This is a genomic window from Reticulibacter mediterranei (assembly GCF_016587455.1).
In genome coordinates this window covers 962,520-978,971 of the sequence record NZ_BNJK01000001.1, presented here as the reverse complement: position 1 = coordinate 978,971, position 16,452 = coordinate 962,520, and the positions used below count along the sequence as shown (strand labels likewise).

Here is a 16,452-nt window from a genome sequence, read left to right as displayed (position 1 = left end):
TCGTGAGTAATTTCCCAATGGTTCGCATGCGGCGCACGCGTCAAAATGAACGGTTACGTGCGCTGGTGCGAGAGACACATCTGAGTGTTGATCAGTTCATTTATCCGCTGTTTGTTGCAGAAGGAATTCAAGAGCCGCAGCCCATCTCCTCGATGCCTGGGATTGTGCAATGGCCGCTTGAACTGCTAGGGCGCGAGGTTGAGCGTATTGCCAGCCTGGGCATTCCAGCGGTGTTGCTCTTTGGTATTCCGGGCGAAAAAGATGCAGTGGGATCGCAGGCGTATGCATCGGAGGGCATCATTCAGCAGGCTATTCGTTTGTTGAAGGCCCAGGTGCCAGACGTGTTGGTGATGACCGATGTCTGCCTGTGTGAGTATACCGATCATGGGCACTGCGGCGTGATCCATAATGGCACTGTGGAGAACGATGAGTCGCTTTCTCTGCTGGCACAAATGGCGCTGTCGCATGTAGAGGCGGGTGCGGATTTGGTGGCACCATCGGATATGATGGATGGGCGTGTGGGCGCGATCCGTCATCTTCTGGATGAGCATGGTTTTCAGCAAACGCCAATTATGGCATATTCGGCAAAATTCGCGTCGGGTTTCTATGGTCCGTTCCGCGAGGCTGCTGGTTCAACTCCTCAATTTGGAGATCGTCGTTCGTACCAGATGGACCCGGCAAATGTTCGGGAGGCGCTGCGCGAGGTAGATCTTGATATTGCAGAAGGCGCTGACGTGGTGATGGTCAAACCCGCGCTGGCCTATCTCGATGTCATTCGCCAGGTTCGGGAGCATTGCTCGTTGCCAATTGCCGCTTACAATGTGAGCGGAGAGTACTCGATGATTAAGGCTGCTGCTCAACAGGGATGGATTGATGAACAGCGGATTGTGATGGAGGTACTGACCGGTATTCGTCGCGCAGGTGCCGATATGCTCATCACCTACTTTGCGCCAGATGTTGCCCAATGGTTGCGCGAGTAGTTCTGTTATTGGTTGAAGAAAAGATAGAGGATCAGGTTTTATGCTGTTAGTGTGAGACCTGATCCTCATTGCATATAATGTACAATGACTTTTGCAGCGGAGGAGCCGACGGAAATATGCTATAAATAAAGTGTGAGTTATGCTTTATTTTGAAAGGTAGAGGAGATGTCACTGACATCATATGAATTAGATCATCTGCGTTCTCTGGCGGCAACTCAGGCTGATGTTGTAGTGGAGTTGACTCAACGTATTTGTGCGGTGCCTGCGCCAACCGGGGATGAGTGGCAACGGGGAGAACTGGTGGCAGAGCTTTTACGGGAGCGAGGATATACGCCAGAGGCTGACGAAGTTGGGAATGTGTATGTGCGGCGTGGACAGAAGAGTGATAAGCCAGTATTGATGGTGCTGGCTCATCTTGATACGGTCTTCCCACATACGACGCCGTTGAAGATCGTACGCGATGGAGATATTTTGCGCGGTCCAGGGATCGGGGATAATAGTTTGAGCGTGGCGGCCATGCTGGGTATTTTAGATATACTCGATCAACTGGGCCAGCAGACAGTTGTTGATCTGGTGGCGGTTGCGAACGTTGGCGAGGAAGGACTGGGTAATTTGCGCGGTGCACGAGCTGCTGTAGAGCGATATCGCGATCAGTTGGGCGCGGTTATTGCGATTGATGGCAATCTGGGCCACATTACACATGCGGCGGTGGGGTCGCAACGCTGGCGTATTACTGTACGAGGCCCGGGCGGGCATTCATATGGAGCTTTTGGAAGGCCAAGTGCTATTCATGGATTAGCTAGAATTATTGCAGCTATAGCGGATTTGCCTGTACCACAAAGCCCAAAGACGACGTATAATGTAGGTGTTATCGAGGGAGGAACCTCCGTCAACACTATCGCTGCCCAGGCAACGGCGCTGCTCGATTTGCGCTCAACCGATGTCGTAGCCCTGGCACAGTTGGCGGAACAGGTGAGAGCGATCGTTAAACAGTGCGCAGGTGCTGGTTTGCAGGCCGAGATAGAGGTGCTGGGAGAGCGTCCAGCAGGGAGCCGTAGCCAGTCTGATCCACTGGTACAATTGGCGGCTCGAACCCTCACCTGGTTGGGTATAGAGCCTGAATATGGAGCATCGAGTACTGATGCCAATATTCCTATCAGCCTGAATATTCCCGCCATATGTGTGGGAGTGACGCAGGTAAGACAGGTGCATACGCTTGAGGAGTGGCTCTCCATTCCTCCGATTGGTGACGGGCTGGCCCAACTTGTATGGCTTTGTATTGAGGCAGGAACATTGATCGCTGCACAATAGAAGCTGTAATTGGTATCAATACATCAGCAGGTACTACACATGTAACGCCTTGTAGTACCTGCTTTCTATCATGACTGATTATATATGTTTGATCCAGTGTTGACATGCTGGGATGGGTTTCCAGGTGAGGGAAAGAACATATCGCTAAAAGTACTATAGATGTGGGTGAAAAAAAGAGAAGGGCGACATTTCTCTGCCTGGAAGTGCGATGTGGAGTGGTTCTTGAAGAAAGAATTAGAGAGGAGAGAGGCAAATTCCCATCTGATCTGATTCGGTATTATGGTCGTATTGTACATAAGAATTATGCAACGGGTCATTGCAAAAGGGATAGAGAGCGTGTAAATTGGTCTCATAGGATGAATAACAAATAAGGTTGTGCTGTTATAACAAATAGGTAATTTGTAGAGGTGAATGTTGGGGATATGGCAAAAATATTAATAAAAAAAATCATGCTATAAACTGTTACTATCCCCATCGGTTCTGCGTTCTTTTTTGTTATAAGGGACCTCTTATAAAGTTAAGAAAATTCTAAGGGGTCTTAATGGTTTTCTAAGGATGTTGTAAAATTGTTCGTAGTTGAACAGCGATCCTGAATAGAGAGAGTGTTGTGTAAATGGTTGGGATGAACGAACTCAATCGCACTTATATGCCGATTAATTCGTACGGAGTCATTGGCGATTGTCATTCAGCACTGCTAGTCGCACCGGATGGAGCCGTGGATTGGGGCTGTCTACCAGACTTCGATAGCCCGGCTATCTTCTGCCGTCTTCTTGACGCTCAACATGGGGGATACTTCCAGATAGCGCCTGCGGATGGCACGATACCCGGTTCTCAGCGCTACTTGAAGGGTAGCAACGTGTTGCAAACTCGCTTTGCCAGTGTGTCGGGCGAGATTGTACTCACCGATTTTATGCCAGTGGAGACGCTCAGCGCGTGGCCATACAAAGCAATGAATAATAATACCTGGTCGCGCGAAGATGGCTCCTGTCATAGTCTGGTGCGTATTGTCGAATGCACTCATGGTGAGTTGCCGGTGACCATGACGCTGAAAGTCACCCCCGATTACGCCGCCGCGCCGAGCGAAGTCTCTCTTGTGCCAGGAAACAGAGGAGTCCTGATTTCAGGAGGACAACAGCATGTCGGTCTGGCTGTCATTGGTGCTGATTTGTTGCCATCGTTCTCTATGAATGCGGTGCAGGAGCCTGATGAATGGCATCAGTCTGTGTTTGTGCAGGCGACGTTGCGCGAAGGGGAGCGTCTCTTCTTTGTGCTGGGGATGGGACGTACTGCTCAGGCTGCGCAGCGACTTGTTGAAGTAGAACTGCCACAGCGCAACTATGACGCTGAGCTGGCGCATACACTCCACTGCTGGCGTCAATGGATTGCGGGTTGTACCTATCAGGGACCGTACATTGATTGGGTACAGCGAAGCGCTCTTGCGCTGAAGATGATGACCTATGCACCTACCGGGGCAATTGTTGCGGCTCCCACAACTTCTTTACCAGAGGGGGTGGGTGGAATGCGTAACTGGGATTACCGTTTTACGTGGCTGCGCGACGCGACTTTTACATTGTATGCGCTCAATGTGTTAGGTTTTACCGAAGAAGCGCATGCCTTTACCTACTGGTTGCGCAATCTTTCCTATGCCAATGGAGAAGATCTGCAAATTATGTATGGTATTCGCGGCGAGCGGAACCTGCCTGAGCAAGAGCTATCCCATTTGAGCGGGTATTGTGATTCGCGTCCGGTGCGTATTGGGAATGGGGCGGCAGATCAGAAGCAGCTGGATGTCTTTGGCGAGGTACTTGATTGTATCCACCTCTATCGTCGTCAGGGTGGCTTTGAGCGCTATGGCGAGAAGCTCGAAGGGCCGTTGTGGAATATGCTGCGTATGATCGTGGATCATGTCTGTGCACATTGGCAAGAGACTGATAGTGGCATCTGGGAGATACGCGATGAGCCGAGGCATTTCGTCTATTCCAAATTGATGTGCTGGGTCGCGCTCGATCGTGGCATCAAGGCTGCTGAGCCGTTGGGTCTGGAAGCTGATTTACCGCGCTGGCGCATGGTGCGCGATCAGATTCGTGCAGATATCCTTGCCAACGGGTATGATACAAACATGGGTGCCTTTACACAATCATACGGTGATACCGCGTTGGATGCAACGGCTCTGTTGATGCCTCTAGTTGGCTTTATTCCGCCTGATGATCCTCGCATGCGTTCTACCGTTGATCGCATTATGGAGCGTCTGACCGATGACCAGGGATTTGTCTATCGGTATCTTTCAACGGATGGGCTGGAAGGTGAAGAAGGCACATTCATCATGTGTACGTTCTGGCTGGTCGATAATCTGGCGATGCAGGGACGAGTGATGGAGGCGCGTGCGCTGTTTGAGCGAGTGTTAACCTATGCAGGACGGCTGGGTTTATTCTCCGAAGAGATCGATGCAGTCAATAAAACTGCTTTAGGGAATTATCCACAGGCCTTTACTCATATTGCGCTGGTGAATAGCGCTCATAATCTACGCAAAGCTGAGGTTCGTATGGCCGAGCATCATACCGATCCTGTTATCGCGGCCATTCGTTTGCAAAAGCAAGATCAATAAGAAAAAGAAATTATAGGGGAAGGGATAGGAGCGTATTACTGTCAATGCAAGGGCAGAAGTGACGAGTAGCGTTGCTTCTGCCCTGTTTACTCGTTGTGCGATAATGGTCTGGCATAGAAAAATAGGGGTGTGGAATAATGTCATCCGTTCGTTATCCGACGACCAGTTTGAAGCCTCATAGAGAAGAGAGTTTGCTTGGTGGACATCTCTGGATTTTTTCCGGCGCTTTACAGCAAGCTCCGCGCTGGGTTGAGGCTGGTGGCTTGATCGATGTAAAATCGTCTACCGGGCAATTTGTGGCTCGTGGTTATTATAATCCACAGACTGATATTGCGATTCGTATTTTGACGCACGATCCTGAAGAGGAGATTGATGCTGAGTTCTTGCGGCGGCGTATTCGCAGCGCAGTTGCTTTGCGACGGGTATTTGATCCTGATATCACCAATGCCTATCGACTGATTCAATCAGAAGGCGATGGTTTGCCGGGATTGGTAGTGGATCGTTACGCTGATGTTCTTGTTGCCCAGGTGCATACGCTCGGAATGGAGCGGCTCTGGCCGCTGCTGCTTCCCCCATTACTAGAAGAAACTGGGGCAAAGGGCATCGTTTTGCGCAATGATAGTCAGTCGCGTCGTCGAGAGGGGCTGGCCGTTGAAGAACCAGTAGTCGTAGCGGGAGAGGTTCCTGAGAAGGTCTTGGTTCGCGAAAATGGAGTGCAATTCGAGGTTGATCCACGAGAGGGACAAAAAACCGGCTTTTTCCTCGATCAGCGCGATAAACGTGAAGCGCTGCGTAAATATACACACGGGAAGCGAGTGCTGAATTGTTTCAGCTATACAGGAGGTTTTTCGGTCTACGCGGCCCTTGCCGATCCCGAGACGCATACAGCCAGCGTTGATGTTTCTGCCCCGGCGATGGAAGCGGCTCGCCAGCACTTTTTGCTCAATGATTTGGACCCGGGTAAGCACGCGTTTATTGTTGCAGATGTGTTTGATTATCTGGAAGAGGCCCGGCGTCGAGATGAGCAATTTGACGTGGTGATTCTCGATCCGCCTGCCTTTGCGAAAACACAATCCGCGCGTTCACAGGCACTAAAGGCGTATCGTCGCTTAAATACGCTGGGGATGCAGGTTTTGCGAGCCGGCGGGATATTGCTCTCCTGCTCGTGCTCTGGCGTTGTGGGTATGGATGATCTCCTGGGCGCAATTTCTATGAGCGCACAACGCCTGCATCGCTCCGTTCAGTTGTTAGAGTCTTATACCCATAGCCTTGACCATCCCATCAACCTCGCCATGCCCGAGACAGCATATTTGAAGGCCGTGTTTTGCCGTGTAGAGTAGTAGGCTGCAGTGGCACTCGATCCGGCAGAACACAGCCTGAGCAGCCCTAATCGGCGGCTTCAGCCTGGAAAATGGCGGGAACGAGTTGAGCTGCTTCTCCCGTGAGGTGATCGCAGGCTCCCCAACTGCGTAGCGTTCCCTTTATGTCATTGTCGGTGGTGGTCAGTTCAATTTCTGTAATAGAGCAATTATGAATGGTGCTTTGCAGGACAGTTGCCATATCTGCATTAGCGCAGATGGCTCTGACGGTCGCCGTAAATATGCCGCCGTGTCCGACCACGATGATATGCTGATGCATCTTGTTGCGGGTGATAGCGAGCAATCCTGTGCGCATTCGTTCAATGAGCATCGACAAATTTTCGCCGCCGGGAAAGGTTGCTGTCAGGTCTCCTTGATACCAGTCGTTGATAATGCGATTATGGAAGGTCCAATTTTCGGCTGTCGGTGGCTGTCCTTCTAGATTGCCGACGTTGACCTCGCGGAACTCTTCTCTAATGATGACTGGCAAATGATGATGGTATTGAGCAATGATATCAGCGGTCTCCCGAGCGCGTTTGAGGGGAGATGAGTAGATTTCGTCTATATGGATGTTCTTAAAGAACACTGCGGTTTGTTGTGCCTGTAGAACGCCTTTGGGAGTGAGTGGGTAATTGACGAGCTTGTAGGAAAATTCTTTAGTGAGATTGGCGAAGTTCTCGCCATGTCGTACTAGATAAAGGGTATTCGTATAGTGTTTGTCCATTGTCTCCTGTGTTCCTGACGTGAATGTTTCTGCTTTGCTTATACTATATCATTACAGAGCGGTGGGATTGAGGAGCATTAAGCGAAGCTGAGCGAAGGTGGGGCGAAGTAGAGGCTGCCCAGCGAACTATCTTTATTGCTAATTTGAAGCAGAACGCGGCCTCCTGGTCCGATATAGGCTTCCGGGTAGGTGGTGGTAAAGGCGTCTTGCTGGAGGGTAATATTTTCCCATGTCTGTGTATACCAGTTGTATAACTGAGCCTGAAGATGGCTGGGAAGAAAGCCGGTATCGGGACCAAACGGATGTGCCCAGAGATCGGGTTCGGTAATCGTCATTTTGTTCGCATGTAGTCGGGAGAGATCAGGGGAGAGCATTTCAAACGTAATGCTGCCATTATCCATCGCATAAATGCCGGGCAGCCGCAGCTCTGCATCGAAGCTTTCCACGTCGATCATATGTCCGGGAATAACGTCCGGTGGGATGGGCAAGGATTGCGCGAGATCAAGCGAGAGCGGCATTTGCAGAAAGTTTTCCTGATGGCTGATGGGTTGCCAGCCGTTGACGGTAATACCATTGGTCAAAGGTCGGTCTGCCCAACCAATCAGTGTCGCGGTGGCCCCCGGGATCAACAGTGGTTCGTAATCATTCAGGCTGGGATTCGGCACGCGACCGCCGGTAATAAAGAGCGTTCCTTTGTCGGCGATGGCGCGGGTTTTACATGATCCTTTACATTGAGAAAAAGGATAGTCATTGCCGTTCAGCGAGGAGAGTAAGGCCATGTGGCGCTGAAAATCTGTTTGTGGACTCTGGTTATGTGTGTATGGAGAGTAGGGAGCTGTTACTCCGCCACTTTCAGCTATTTGATCTGCAAGCGAATTGCCAGATTGTTGCGAGATGTTGTTGATCGGGACGTTGATCTGGCGCGTTTCTCCTGCTGCGAGGCGTCCAAGGTTGGCAAAACGGTGCGGGAGCAATACATACAGATCACTCAATGTGGTATTGAGTGTATTGCTGATGGTTCCCATCAGTTTGCCGTCGTGCAGGAACAGATGGGTCGTAATTTTTCCTGCCGGGCGAATATCTTGTTCTGTAACAGTATTGTGTAAACTCCAGGCATCAAGCCCCTGTAATGTCACCTGTGTTTCGTTTGTGCTGGCAGTAATCGACGCCGGAATGTCCTTTTTAGCGACCTGAGAGCGGTTCGTAACCAGAAATTGATTTGCTAATGGTTGCGTGAGATTTTCACCCGGTCGGTGCAGATGGAAGTCGCCTGCATTGGGAACAAATATCCCCGAATAGGTCGTGACATGTGCTGATGCGCTATCCTGAGACATCTGAACGATAGAAACGCTCGTGTCGACAATAGATGCATTGCGCTGGTAAAAGGTTAAATTATAGGCGAATAACGAGAAGATAATCACGATACTCATGAAGAGAGGGAGCCGCCATTTTTGCGGCTGTTTCATGCGCCGTAGGATGAGAAGGCGTAATGGCCCTAGAATCAGGGCATACCCACACAGGAAGGCAACGAGAATAGTCGGCCCTGGGAGCATTTCCGGTTTGAGCATATTCAGGATACCAGCACGTGTGAGCAGTTCGCCGGGTCCTGTGTTGTAACCTATAGCTGGTATCGGGATCAGCATTTGATCGCCGAGTGCGTGTGTGAGCAGCATGATCCAGAGTTCCTGTGTGCCAGACCAGTTCATGAGTTGAGGACTGGCAGGATCGATGCCCAGATAGCAGACGATACCCTGTCCTTGATGGGCCTGGACCAGCAAAGGAACAGAATCGACAGAGAGCAGAGTTTCGTTCTCAGAAAATGGGCCCTGTTGGCGAAGGGAGGCGACGCTGACCTCAATTGATTCCGGGAGAGCTGCCGACAAAGGAAGTAAGTTCATGTTTTGTCGGAGAGGATCGTTGGTGGGCACGATGGAGACAGCAGGTGGCAGGATACGGGTGCCATGAATAGTGACAGGGACCAGACTATCGGGGAGCGAACCAAGCGTACGTTTCCATTCTGGCCCTCCAACTTCAATGAGAATACCACCTCGATTGACCCAGGTTTGCAGGGCAAGCAGCTGGTTGGCGTGGAGCGAACTCGTGGTGAAGGCATCAAGGATGAGAATATCGAAGTTTTCCAGCACAGCATCGCTCGTTGGCAGTGTGGAGGCGTCGAGTTGGATAGTGGTCAGGGAACCAATCTGACCGGGAAGGAAGATAGTTTCAAGCGTTTCGAGGTCAACCTGGGGATCTGTAAGTTGACCAACCAGGATTTCGCCCGCCTGTAATGAGACTCCATGTGTTGCGTTTTGTCTGGCGATAACTTTGCCGTGATCGTCGCGCAATGTGGCGATGACGCTTTCCAGATTATTGATACCAGGATACAGGGGAACGTTGAGCGATATCTGTTTGCTGCCCCGCGCTGGAACGACGACCGCTTGCTCAAAGTTCCAGGGTGAGAGCTGCTCCACGCGCGCACGTGGAGCTCTGGTTAATATATTGATGGCGAGCGTGCCACGAAAAAGAGCACCCGAATTTGTCAGTGCCACATGAACGGGCGTCCAATACCCGGTTCTATAGACAAGGTCAAAGCCAGCAGCAACCTGCATTGTTACTGAACTGGCGGGGAGAGATGCCCTGCGCTGCGCTGTCGTGTGCGCCGACGCTTGCGAGGGGGAAAGCCAGCTAGACAGCAGTAGGAGAAGGCAGCAGCATCCAAGCAGGAGGCTGATCAGGTGCCATTGTGGTCGAACAATGACGAATTTGAGCCTGTTCCTATGGTGACTGAGTGCCATAAGCGATCCTGTTCCTCGAAACTGCTACAGAGAAAGATGAGTTCAGGCTACAACAAGTGTTTCTAGCTATTGAGGAAGATATATTTTTATTAGTGTAGCACAGTGCTACCAGAGCGTCTAGCCAACGATAAAATTTGTTCTATTGTTTATTATAACGATGCAAGCTGCTGCTGCGGTGCAAGGGCATTTGAGGATGAGGAAAGTGATCGGCTTACAATGGTTCTGCTGATGACGGTCAATGGAGAGATCAAGAAAAGCTGGCTGTGATATCATACAGGGAGGATTATCTTATGCTACGTGTCAGGGGTTGCCTCATCAGGTATGAGAAATCAGAGTGCCATCTTTGAACTATTTGGATGCCACATGGTTGCATGCAGTGCTGGCGTAAAGAAGCGTATGGAGCCTGGTGAGCAATACCAGAGCCATGTAAGTAGAAAGGTGAAGAATATCATGGATTTTTCTGGTACTCAGACAATTGCGGTGCCTATTGATAAGGTATGGGCATTTCTACTGGATGTGAATAATGTGGCCGCCTGTGCACCCGGCTTTCAAAGCCTGGAAGAGTTAGGAGAGGAGCATTGGAAAGCGCTGGTATCTGTTGGGGTTGGTCCGGTGAAAGCGAAATTCACGATGGATGTCACGCGCCCAGAGTTGCAGGAACCTGATTTTATGGTGGTGAAGGCGCGCGGGAAAGCGCCAGGAAGCGCGGTTGAGCTTTCAGGGAAGATCAATCTGGCAGCTATAGATGAGGAGCAGACACGCATGGATTGGAGCGCTCATGCAGTAGTGAGTGGAACGATTGCCAGTGTGGGAGCGCGGCTCATGAATGGAACAGTAGAGAAGTTGACAGGGCAATTTTTTGATTGTTTGAAGACAAAACTGCAAGCCGGCTAACCAGGAGGGATAGAGGAAAAGAAAGCGGCTACTTCCGTCTATAGAAAATACGAGAGATAGAGGGGAGTAGCCACTTTTGCCTATGAAGGGCGATTAGGAGATAGCTTTATCGAGATTCTTGAAGAATGAGCTGAGCGTATTGTTGGTGATACCGCGCCCGATAGGATTGTCGGCGATTGCGACTGGACCCTCAAGCTCGGCCTGTGCATCGTAGCTCAACAGCGCCCCATCGGCCTCGTCCGTCAGGTTGATCTGGCTGACGGCATTGACGGAGCCGCCGGTCCCTTTGCGCTGTACCTGGAGTTCGAGGTAGCTGGGAGCCTGCTGGCGTGGGATGCTGACGACGATGCCGTACGGCCCTTTCAAGCCTGGCAGGGGAGTCGTGATGTTCACTTTGATACGGCTGGCATCAAGTACCTCAACCGAATTGCAGTTGGGAATGCAAGATTTCAATACATCGGGATTGAGAATCGCGTTAAACACCTGTGAGCTAGGAGCTTTGAACTTGTGTGTTCCGTTGAGTTTCATGAGAAAAAAACACCCTTTCTTACATCGACATCATTTTGTGAAAATATAGAGACGCTATTTTGCTCTATTTCGATGTTTGAGCGCATATGCTCTATTGGCCTGAGACCTGGAACCTATTGTAGCGGTTTCTGACGGGACTTTCAAGTAGTATGGTCCATTTTCTCCAAATTTCCCACCCAAATTTGCGGCAGTTTGTTGGGTTGTAACGGATCGGGCTGCTCCTCTCCCTGGACTATCTATATATTTCTCACTATATCTATATTTGATTGTGTGGTGAGAGAAGTATAGCTGCCAACCAAATGTGCTATTCTGGCTAGATTTTAGGGAGGATGTGTTATACTGCCTCTGTACGTTCCAGGATATGTCTATTTTAGATATCAACGTTTTATTGGGGGCAGCGATGGCTTTGCAAGAAGAACGTAGTGAGCAGAAGCAAAGAAAATGGCTCTCTCGTCTGGCACGTGAGAGGCGTGATCTTTCAGCTTCGGTAGAGGCAACACTGTTAGACAGTGTTACGCAGGAACAAGGAGGGGACGGTGTGGATGGTGAGCAGGAAAGTTCCGCGCATCCTGTACAAGGCACAACGCTCATTCCCCCCCGTTTGAGTTTGCAGTCGAAGGCGATGACTGCGGTTCAATCCGGTAGTTTTGTAGAGGATGCAACTCGTACCCATACAACTGAGGAGCAGTCCACGCCTGTAGCAGTTACGGGACAGAATGCGAATTTGTTGGCGCGTTTTGCTCAGCGGATTACTACATCGCTGGCAGCCTTTGGCACAGCGATGCATCCAGAAGTATTCCCACCGTCTTTGCTTGATGACGAAAAGGAGCAGCCGCACCAGAGCCAGACGAAAGAGTCTTTAACGGTATCACAACAAATGCCGGTTACAGCAATGACACCTCAACCGCAAAAACAGGAGTCTGGATCTGGTGATATATGCTCAATTTCTACCACAAATCCTTCCTCAACAGGGGCGCCGCCTGCTGTTGTGAAGCCTGTACAGGGCCAGCGACGCCTAGCCGGGAGAGCAGGAAAGATTCGGTTGGAGACCGCTGTTTTGCCGACTCCGCAACAGTTGGGGCAGAAGGAAGAGGTGCAGAGGCCTGAGAAAAGTGAGAGGGCATCTGTCGCTGATCTTGTGGCTGTCAATGTTTCAGGGTCAGGAGGCGTGGCGACGAGTTCGCATTTGCCGACTGTGAGCAAGTTGGGAGAAACTGGTGGAGGGACAACCACCAGTACGCATCTGCCAGCTCTGGATAAATATAAGGGGGAAGTAGGAGCGGCTGCACGGGGGGCGCTTTCCGGCTCTGGTGTGGTGGAATGTGGTCAGCAAGAAGTGATTATGACAAATAAATATGTCACCACTTCGAGCATTGTGCTGGTTATGTTGACCAAAGATCCTGGACCTGTGGTTGTGCAATATATATCGTTACAACCACAGGTGGGATTTACCATTCATCTAACTGCGCCGGCAGCTATGAAAGCGTCATTTAACTATGTGGTGTTATTAGGTGAGCTGTTCTAAAGCTCACCTTCCACCTCTTGACGCAAACGCTGGAAGAACTCTTTCATATAGGTGTAACGTTCCAGGGCCAGTTCTTTGCCAGTAGTAGTCGTCATGCGCTCAGGAAGTTCTCCAAAGAGCAGTTGAAACTCGATAGCTGGCGAATAATCTGGGCGGCGTCGCAACTGGCGTACAACCAGCGGATCGACAGGTTCGACAATATCATTGGGGAGTGATGAATAGATCTTCTGGTTGTAGCGACCGGTGATACAGAAGAGTCGCCCGATGCCAATCGCTCCGAGGCAATCGATTTTATCGGCATCATAGAGGACACGTCCCTCTAGCGTGGTAGGTATTTTCCCTCCTGTCATGCGATGTTCGCGGATCGCTTGCTGTACAGCTGGAATGGCCTGTTGTGGGAATACTGTGTGAGAGAGCAGATCGGCGGCCATTTCAGCGCCGATAAGAGCATGATCTCCTCCACGACAGCGTTCCCGTTCCTGTCCAATATCGTGAAAGGCGACGGCGGCCCAGATGGTGGGAAGATCGCCACCTTCGCGGGCTTGAATGGCATCGGCAAGAGCCATAACGCGTACAAGATGGTCGTAATCATGAGATGCATCGCCACTCTCTTCTCGTTTCATTGCTTCATCAGCAAGTTCAAGAAGCCAATTACGCAATTCTATCATATATTTTAGCAGAGTCTTTCTATTGTTTTATTAATGGCAGCGTGAAGATGAAACAACTGCCTTCACCCGGGATTCCAGTGCTTTCGACACGAATGGTTCCACCGTGCAAACGTAAAAACTCAGCCACGACATAGAGGCCCAGTCCAACACCTCTGACATTGCTTCCTTCGGTGTTGGGAGCGCGATAGAAACGTTCAAAGAGGCGGCCCTGCGCGTCGGGGGGAATACCGATACCTGTGTCTTTAACGCGAACCTCGATCATGGGTTTGTCTTCGCTGGGCGTATATTGCGTCAGGATAACGTTGATGGGACCACCGTGCGAACTATATTTTATCGCATTCTGCAATAAGTTGGCAAAGATTTGCAGCAGGCGGGCTTTGTCGCCCATGACGAGATATGGGTGTTCGTATGGTTCAATCGCGTAACTGATCTGGTGAAGTGACGAAGTAGCGGCATGTGTTGCTACCGCCTGTTTGACGATATCTTCTAAATTGATGGCCTCAAGTTTGAGCGCAATCTGTCCACGATTGAGATGAGTTACCTCTAAGAACGTATTGACGATGTTTGTGAGTTGATGGGTTTGTACATCGATGCTTGTAATGCTCTCGTGAAACTTCTCGCGTACGATTGGATCGATTTGTTCTGTGCGACTGAGGATTCGCCCCATCATCTGACTATGAGCGAGGATAACCGTGAGGGGCGTGCGAAATTCATGCGCTGTAATCGCAAGAAATTCATCTTTCAGCGCATTAGATCTGCGCATTGTTTCCGCGTTCATGCGGGCAATTTCGACCTCCTGTTGCCAGCGAGCCTGTTCGATAGCCAGCCCGGCAAATTGAGCGATGCCTTCAGCGACGGCCATATCCCAGATATTAAATGCTGGATTGACCAGCAGGCGGGTGCCACCGGGTTGCTTTTCTTTTCTGAGCCTGGCGGAGCGATCGAGGAGCATCAGACCTTGCAGATTGTGGTTGTGAATGATGGGGGCAGCCAGGATCATCGTTGTCTGGAATGGGTTGGGTTGTTCGAGGCATTGTTCGGCATTGATCAACGTGACGTGACCGCCGAGTAGCTGGTCGCGGAAGCTGGTATACTGGCCTTCGTCTGGAGCTAGCCAGATAGCTTGTTCAGCAAGCCATTGCTCTTTGGTTTCTTCTGTGAAGCCGAGAGAAAGCAATGGTGTGAAGGTCTGCGTGTCCCTATCAAATAACAGGACCATGCCTCGCTCACAGTTCAGCGTCTTGAGAGACATGGTGAGGACATGGTGAGAAATCTCTTTGGTATCGGTGAGGCCGGAGACGGCTTCGGCTGCGTGGAGCATGGTATCTAATGCACCGCGAATCCGTTGATCGACTCGTACTTGCTCTGTAGCATCGCGGAAAGCGCCGACGATGCCGATCTGCCGGGCTTCGCCGTCGAACAATGGCTCAACGTTCACCTCGACCGCACGTTCAGTGCCGTCAGCCCTTCTTGTGACGAAATATTCGCCTCGAACATGTTCACCACGCAGGGCACGGGCCAGGGGAAAATCTGATGGAGGGATACGTTGTCCCCGCAAGGAATGGATCGGCTGGTGTTGCAGAAAAGTGGCGAGCTGTATGGTTGGTGGACGCATATCGGGAGGGAGACCTAGAAAATGAGTGGCTGTGTTATTATTGATGGCGATGCGCCCCTCCATATCAAGCACGATAATCCCTTCCGTCATTGCATTGAAAACGGCGTCGAGCGTATTTGCCCGCTCGGTTGCTAGAGCAACGGCCTGTTCTGCCTCGGCGAGGATGCGCGCCTTTTCAACGGCTAAGGCGCACTGTGTTGCAATATCCTGAGCGAAAGCATAGTGTCCCTGTGAGGGAGAGCGCATTTTTTTGGGATAATCGATAAAAGCAAAGCCGACGCAGTGTATGTGGCCGGCATGTTCAGTTGCAGGTATGTGTTGCCTATGCTGATCGTTGCCATGACGCTTTTCTGCTTCTGTATGTTCGCCGGCCATCAGAGGCATGATCATCACATGGTGAAGCCCTAACGACTCGAACCAGCGCTTTTCTTCTCCTTGTGTTTGTTGTTGTGGAACAAAAAGTGGTGTTCCCTGTATGGCGGCATGCAGGCTGCGAGGAAGATTGGTCAGTGGAGGAGAGAAGTTGCTCTCGGGCGAAATGTGTTGGTTGCTGCTTATGATGGAGAGCTGATCTGCCTCTAACAGCGCAATGCAGGCCTGCTCAACGTTTAAGCCTCGGGCTAAATGCTGTGTGGCAATCTCCAAAATAGAGGGAAGATCCTTGTTGGAATTGACCGCCATTGCAATCGTATAGAGCGATTGCGCTCGTGTGATGAGTCGTCTGGCACGTTCCCGCTCTCTATGAGCCTCTTGAGAGAGGTAGGCATTGTGAATGGCCAGAGTTGCATGTTGAGCGATAGTGCGTGCGAGTTGCTGTTGCTCAGAAGAGAATGAGGCCGCTCGTCCGGGATTATCGAGTGTGAGTATGCCCACAGGACGGCCTTCTCGTATCAGGGCAATAAGCAAAACTGAGCAGACGAAAAATTTTTTTGCTACAGCACGCAAATGCTGGCTGCCAGATGTTTGCAAATCGGCGAGAGAAAGCATGCCTTGCTCATGCTGAAGCAATTGACTGATGATGGGATCATCGAAAGGGAGGGCCGTGCGGTGCCAGATATAGTCTGCGGCCTGGAACTGTTTAGGGCTGAGGTTGCCTTGAGCAAAGTGATAGGTGGAAGGGAGAAAGAGCGCACGCGACTCATCTAGCAACCAGATGGCGCACCGTTCTACATCACATGCTTCAGCTGCATGCCTGACAAATAATTGGAGAATATGAGCAAGATCAGACGAAGAGGTCAATAAATGTGCTAGCTCGTGTAGAAGGTTATTTTCACGTATTGCATTTGTTGCATGTATATGCTTCTGGCCGCTCATGAATAAAGAATGTTCATCAGGCATGCTCTTTGACCTCTCAAGAGAGATGCGACCAACGCCCGGCACGTCTCATCGGGCCACGACATGCTCACTGGTTGGAGGTAGCCTGAATTTTTGTACCGATTGTTATGTCTG

Annotated in this window: 11 protein-coding genes; 6 read left to right on the top strand and 5 right to left on the bottom strand. The window is 50.8% G+C overall.

The genetic code is table 11. From position 1 onward, the window contains the following. Positions 1-2 precede the first annotated feature (2 nt). The 4 genes from hemB to K3T83_RS04395 all read left to right on the top strand — a co-directional run bounded on the left by hemB (position 3) and on the right by K3T83_RS04395 (position 6,236). On the top strand, positions 3-980 hold the full coding sequence (gene hemB, locus K3T83_RS04410; RefSeq protein ID WP_236064818.1) for a porphobilinogen synthase: 978 nt from the start codon (positions 3-5) through the stop codon (positions 978-980). A gap of 165 nt (positions 981-1,145) precedes the next feature. Continuing rightward, complete coding sequence (locus K3T83_RS04405) at positions 1,146-2,291, top strand: M20/M25/M40 family metallo-hydrolase (protein ID WP_220201759.1); 1,146 nt, start codon at positions 1,146-1,148, stop codon at positions 2,289-2,291. Positions 2,292-2,904: 613 nt separating this feature from the next. Beyond that, complete coding sequence (locus K3T83_RS04400; protein WP_220201758.1) at positions 2,905-4,896, top strand: glycoside hydrolase family 15 protein; 1,992 nt, start codon at positions 2,905-2,907, stop codon at positions 4,894-4,896. A 137-nt stretch (positions 4,897-5,033) separates the two neighbouring features. Further along, positions 5,034-6,236: a class I SAM-dependent rRNA methyltransferase gene (locus K3T83_RS04395; protein WP_220201757.1), complete on the top strand. Its 1,203-nt coding sequence runs from the start codon at positions 5,034-5,036 to the stop codon at positions 6,234-6,236. A gap of 46 nt (positions 6,237-6,282) precedes the next feature. Here K3T83_RS04395 and K3T83_RS04390 read toward each other — a convergent pair whose 3' ends face one another. Together K3T83_RS04390 and K3T83_RS04385 are read right to left on the bottom strand one after the other, a co-directional pair. After that, positions 6,283-6,978: a histidine phosphatase family protein gene (locus K3T83_RS04390; RefSeq protein WP_220201756.1), complete on the bottom strand. Its 696-nt coding sequence runs from the start codon at positions 6,976-6,978 to the stop codon at positions 6,283-6,285. 77 nt (positions 6,979-7,055) lie between these two features. After that, positions 7,056-9,773, bottom strand: coding sequence for a DUF8815 domain-containing protein (locus tag K3T83_RS04385; protein ID WP_220201755.1), 2,718 nt, complete (start codon positions 9,771-9,773; stop codon positions 7,056-7,058). 450 nt (positions 9,774-10,223) lie between these two features. Here K3T83_RS04385 and K3T83_RS04380 point away from each other — a divergent pair, with 450 nt between their 5' ends. Further along, complete coding sequence (locus K3T83_RS04380) at positions 10,224-10,667, top strand: SRPBCC family protein (protein ID WP_220201754.1); 444 nt, start codon at positions 10,224-10,226, stop codon at positions 10,665-10,667. Positions 10,668-10,760: 93 nt separating this feature from the next. On the opposite strand, the gene K3T83_RS04375 is transcribed toward K3T83_RS04380, so the two are convergent. Then, entirely contained in the window at positions 10,761-11,195 is a 435-nt protein-coding gene (locus K3T83_RS04375) for an SRPBCC family protein (protein WP_220201753.1), read from the bottom strand. 361 nt (positions 11,196-11,556) lie between these two features. On the opposite strand from K3T83_RS04375, the gene K3T83_RS04370 reads away from it, so the two are divergent. Further along, positions 11,557-12,720: a hypothetical protein gene (locus K3T83_RS04370; protein WP_220201752.1), complete on the top strand. Its 1,164-nt coding sequence runs from the start codon at positions 11,557-11,559 to the stop codon at positions 12,718-12,720. Here K3T83_RS04370 and K3T83_RS04365 read toward each other — a convergent pair. Both K3T83_RS04365 and K3T83_RS04360 read right to left on the bottom strand, forming a co-directional pair. Then, entirely contained in the window at positions 12,717-13,388 is a 672-nt protein-coding gene (locus K3T83_RS04365; protein ID WP_220201751.1) for an HD domain-containing protein, read from the bottom strand. The two genes, K3T83_RS04370 and K3T83_RS04365, sit on opposite strands and share 4 nt — an antisense overlap. Before the next feature lie 19 nt (positions 13,389-13,407). Beyond that, on the bottom strand, positions 13,408-16,341 hold the full coding sequence (locus K3T83_RS04360; RefSeq protein ID WP_220201750.1) for a sensor histidine kinase: 2,934 nt from the start codon (positions 16,339-16,341) through the stop codon (positions 13,408-13,410). Between the last annotated feature and the right edge of the window lie 111 nt (positions 16,342-16,452).

Coding starts and splice junctions, on each gene's coding strand:
- K3T83_RS04375 (WP_220201753.1), bottom strand. CDS start 11,195: ATGAAACTCAACGGAACACACAAGTTCAAAGCTCCTAGCTCACAGGTG.
- K3T83_RS04385 (WP_220201755.1), bottom strand. CDS start 9,773: ATGGCACTCAGTCACCATAGGAACAGGCTCAAATTCGTCATTGTTCGA.
- K3T83_RS04405 (WP_220201759.1), top strand. CDS start 1,146: ATGTCACTGACATCATATGAATTAGATCATCTGCGTTCTCTGGCGGCA.
- K3T83_RS04380 (WP_220201754.1), top strand. CDS start 10,224: ATGGATTTTTCTGGTACTCAGACAATTGCGGTGCCTATTGATAAGGTA.
- K3T83_RS04395 (WP_220201757.1), top strand. CDS start 5,034: ATGTCATCCGTTCGTTATCCGACGACCAGTTTGAAGCCTCATAGAGAA.
- K3T83_RS04370 (WP_220201752.1), top strand. CDS start 11,557: ATGTCTATTTTAGATATCAACGTTTTATTGGGGGCAGCGATGGCTTTG.
- K3T83_RS04365 (WP_220201751.1), bottom strand. CDS start 13,388: ATGATAGAATTGCGTAATTGGCTTCTTGAACTTGCTGATGAAGCAATG.
- K3T83_RS04400 (WP_220201758.1), top strand. CDS start 2,905: ATGGTTGGGATGAACGAACTCAATCGCACTTATATGCCGATTAATTCG.
- K3T83_RS04390 (WP_220201756.1), bottom strand. CDS start 6,978: ATGGACAAACACTATACGAATACCCTTTATCTAGTACGACATGGCGAG.
- K3T83_RS04360 (WP_220201750.1), bottom strand. CDS start 16,341: ATGCCTGATGAACATTCTTTATTCATGAGCGGCCAGAAGCATATACAT.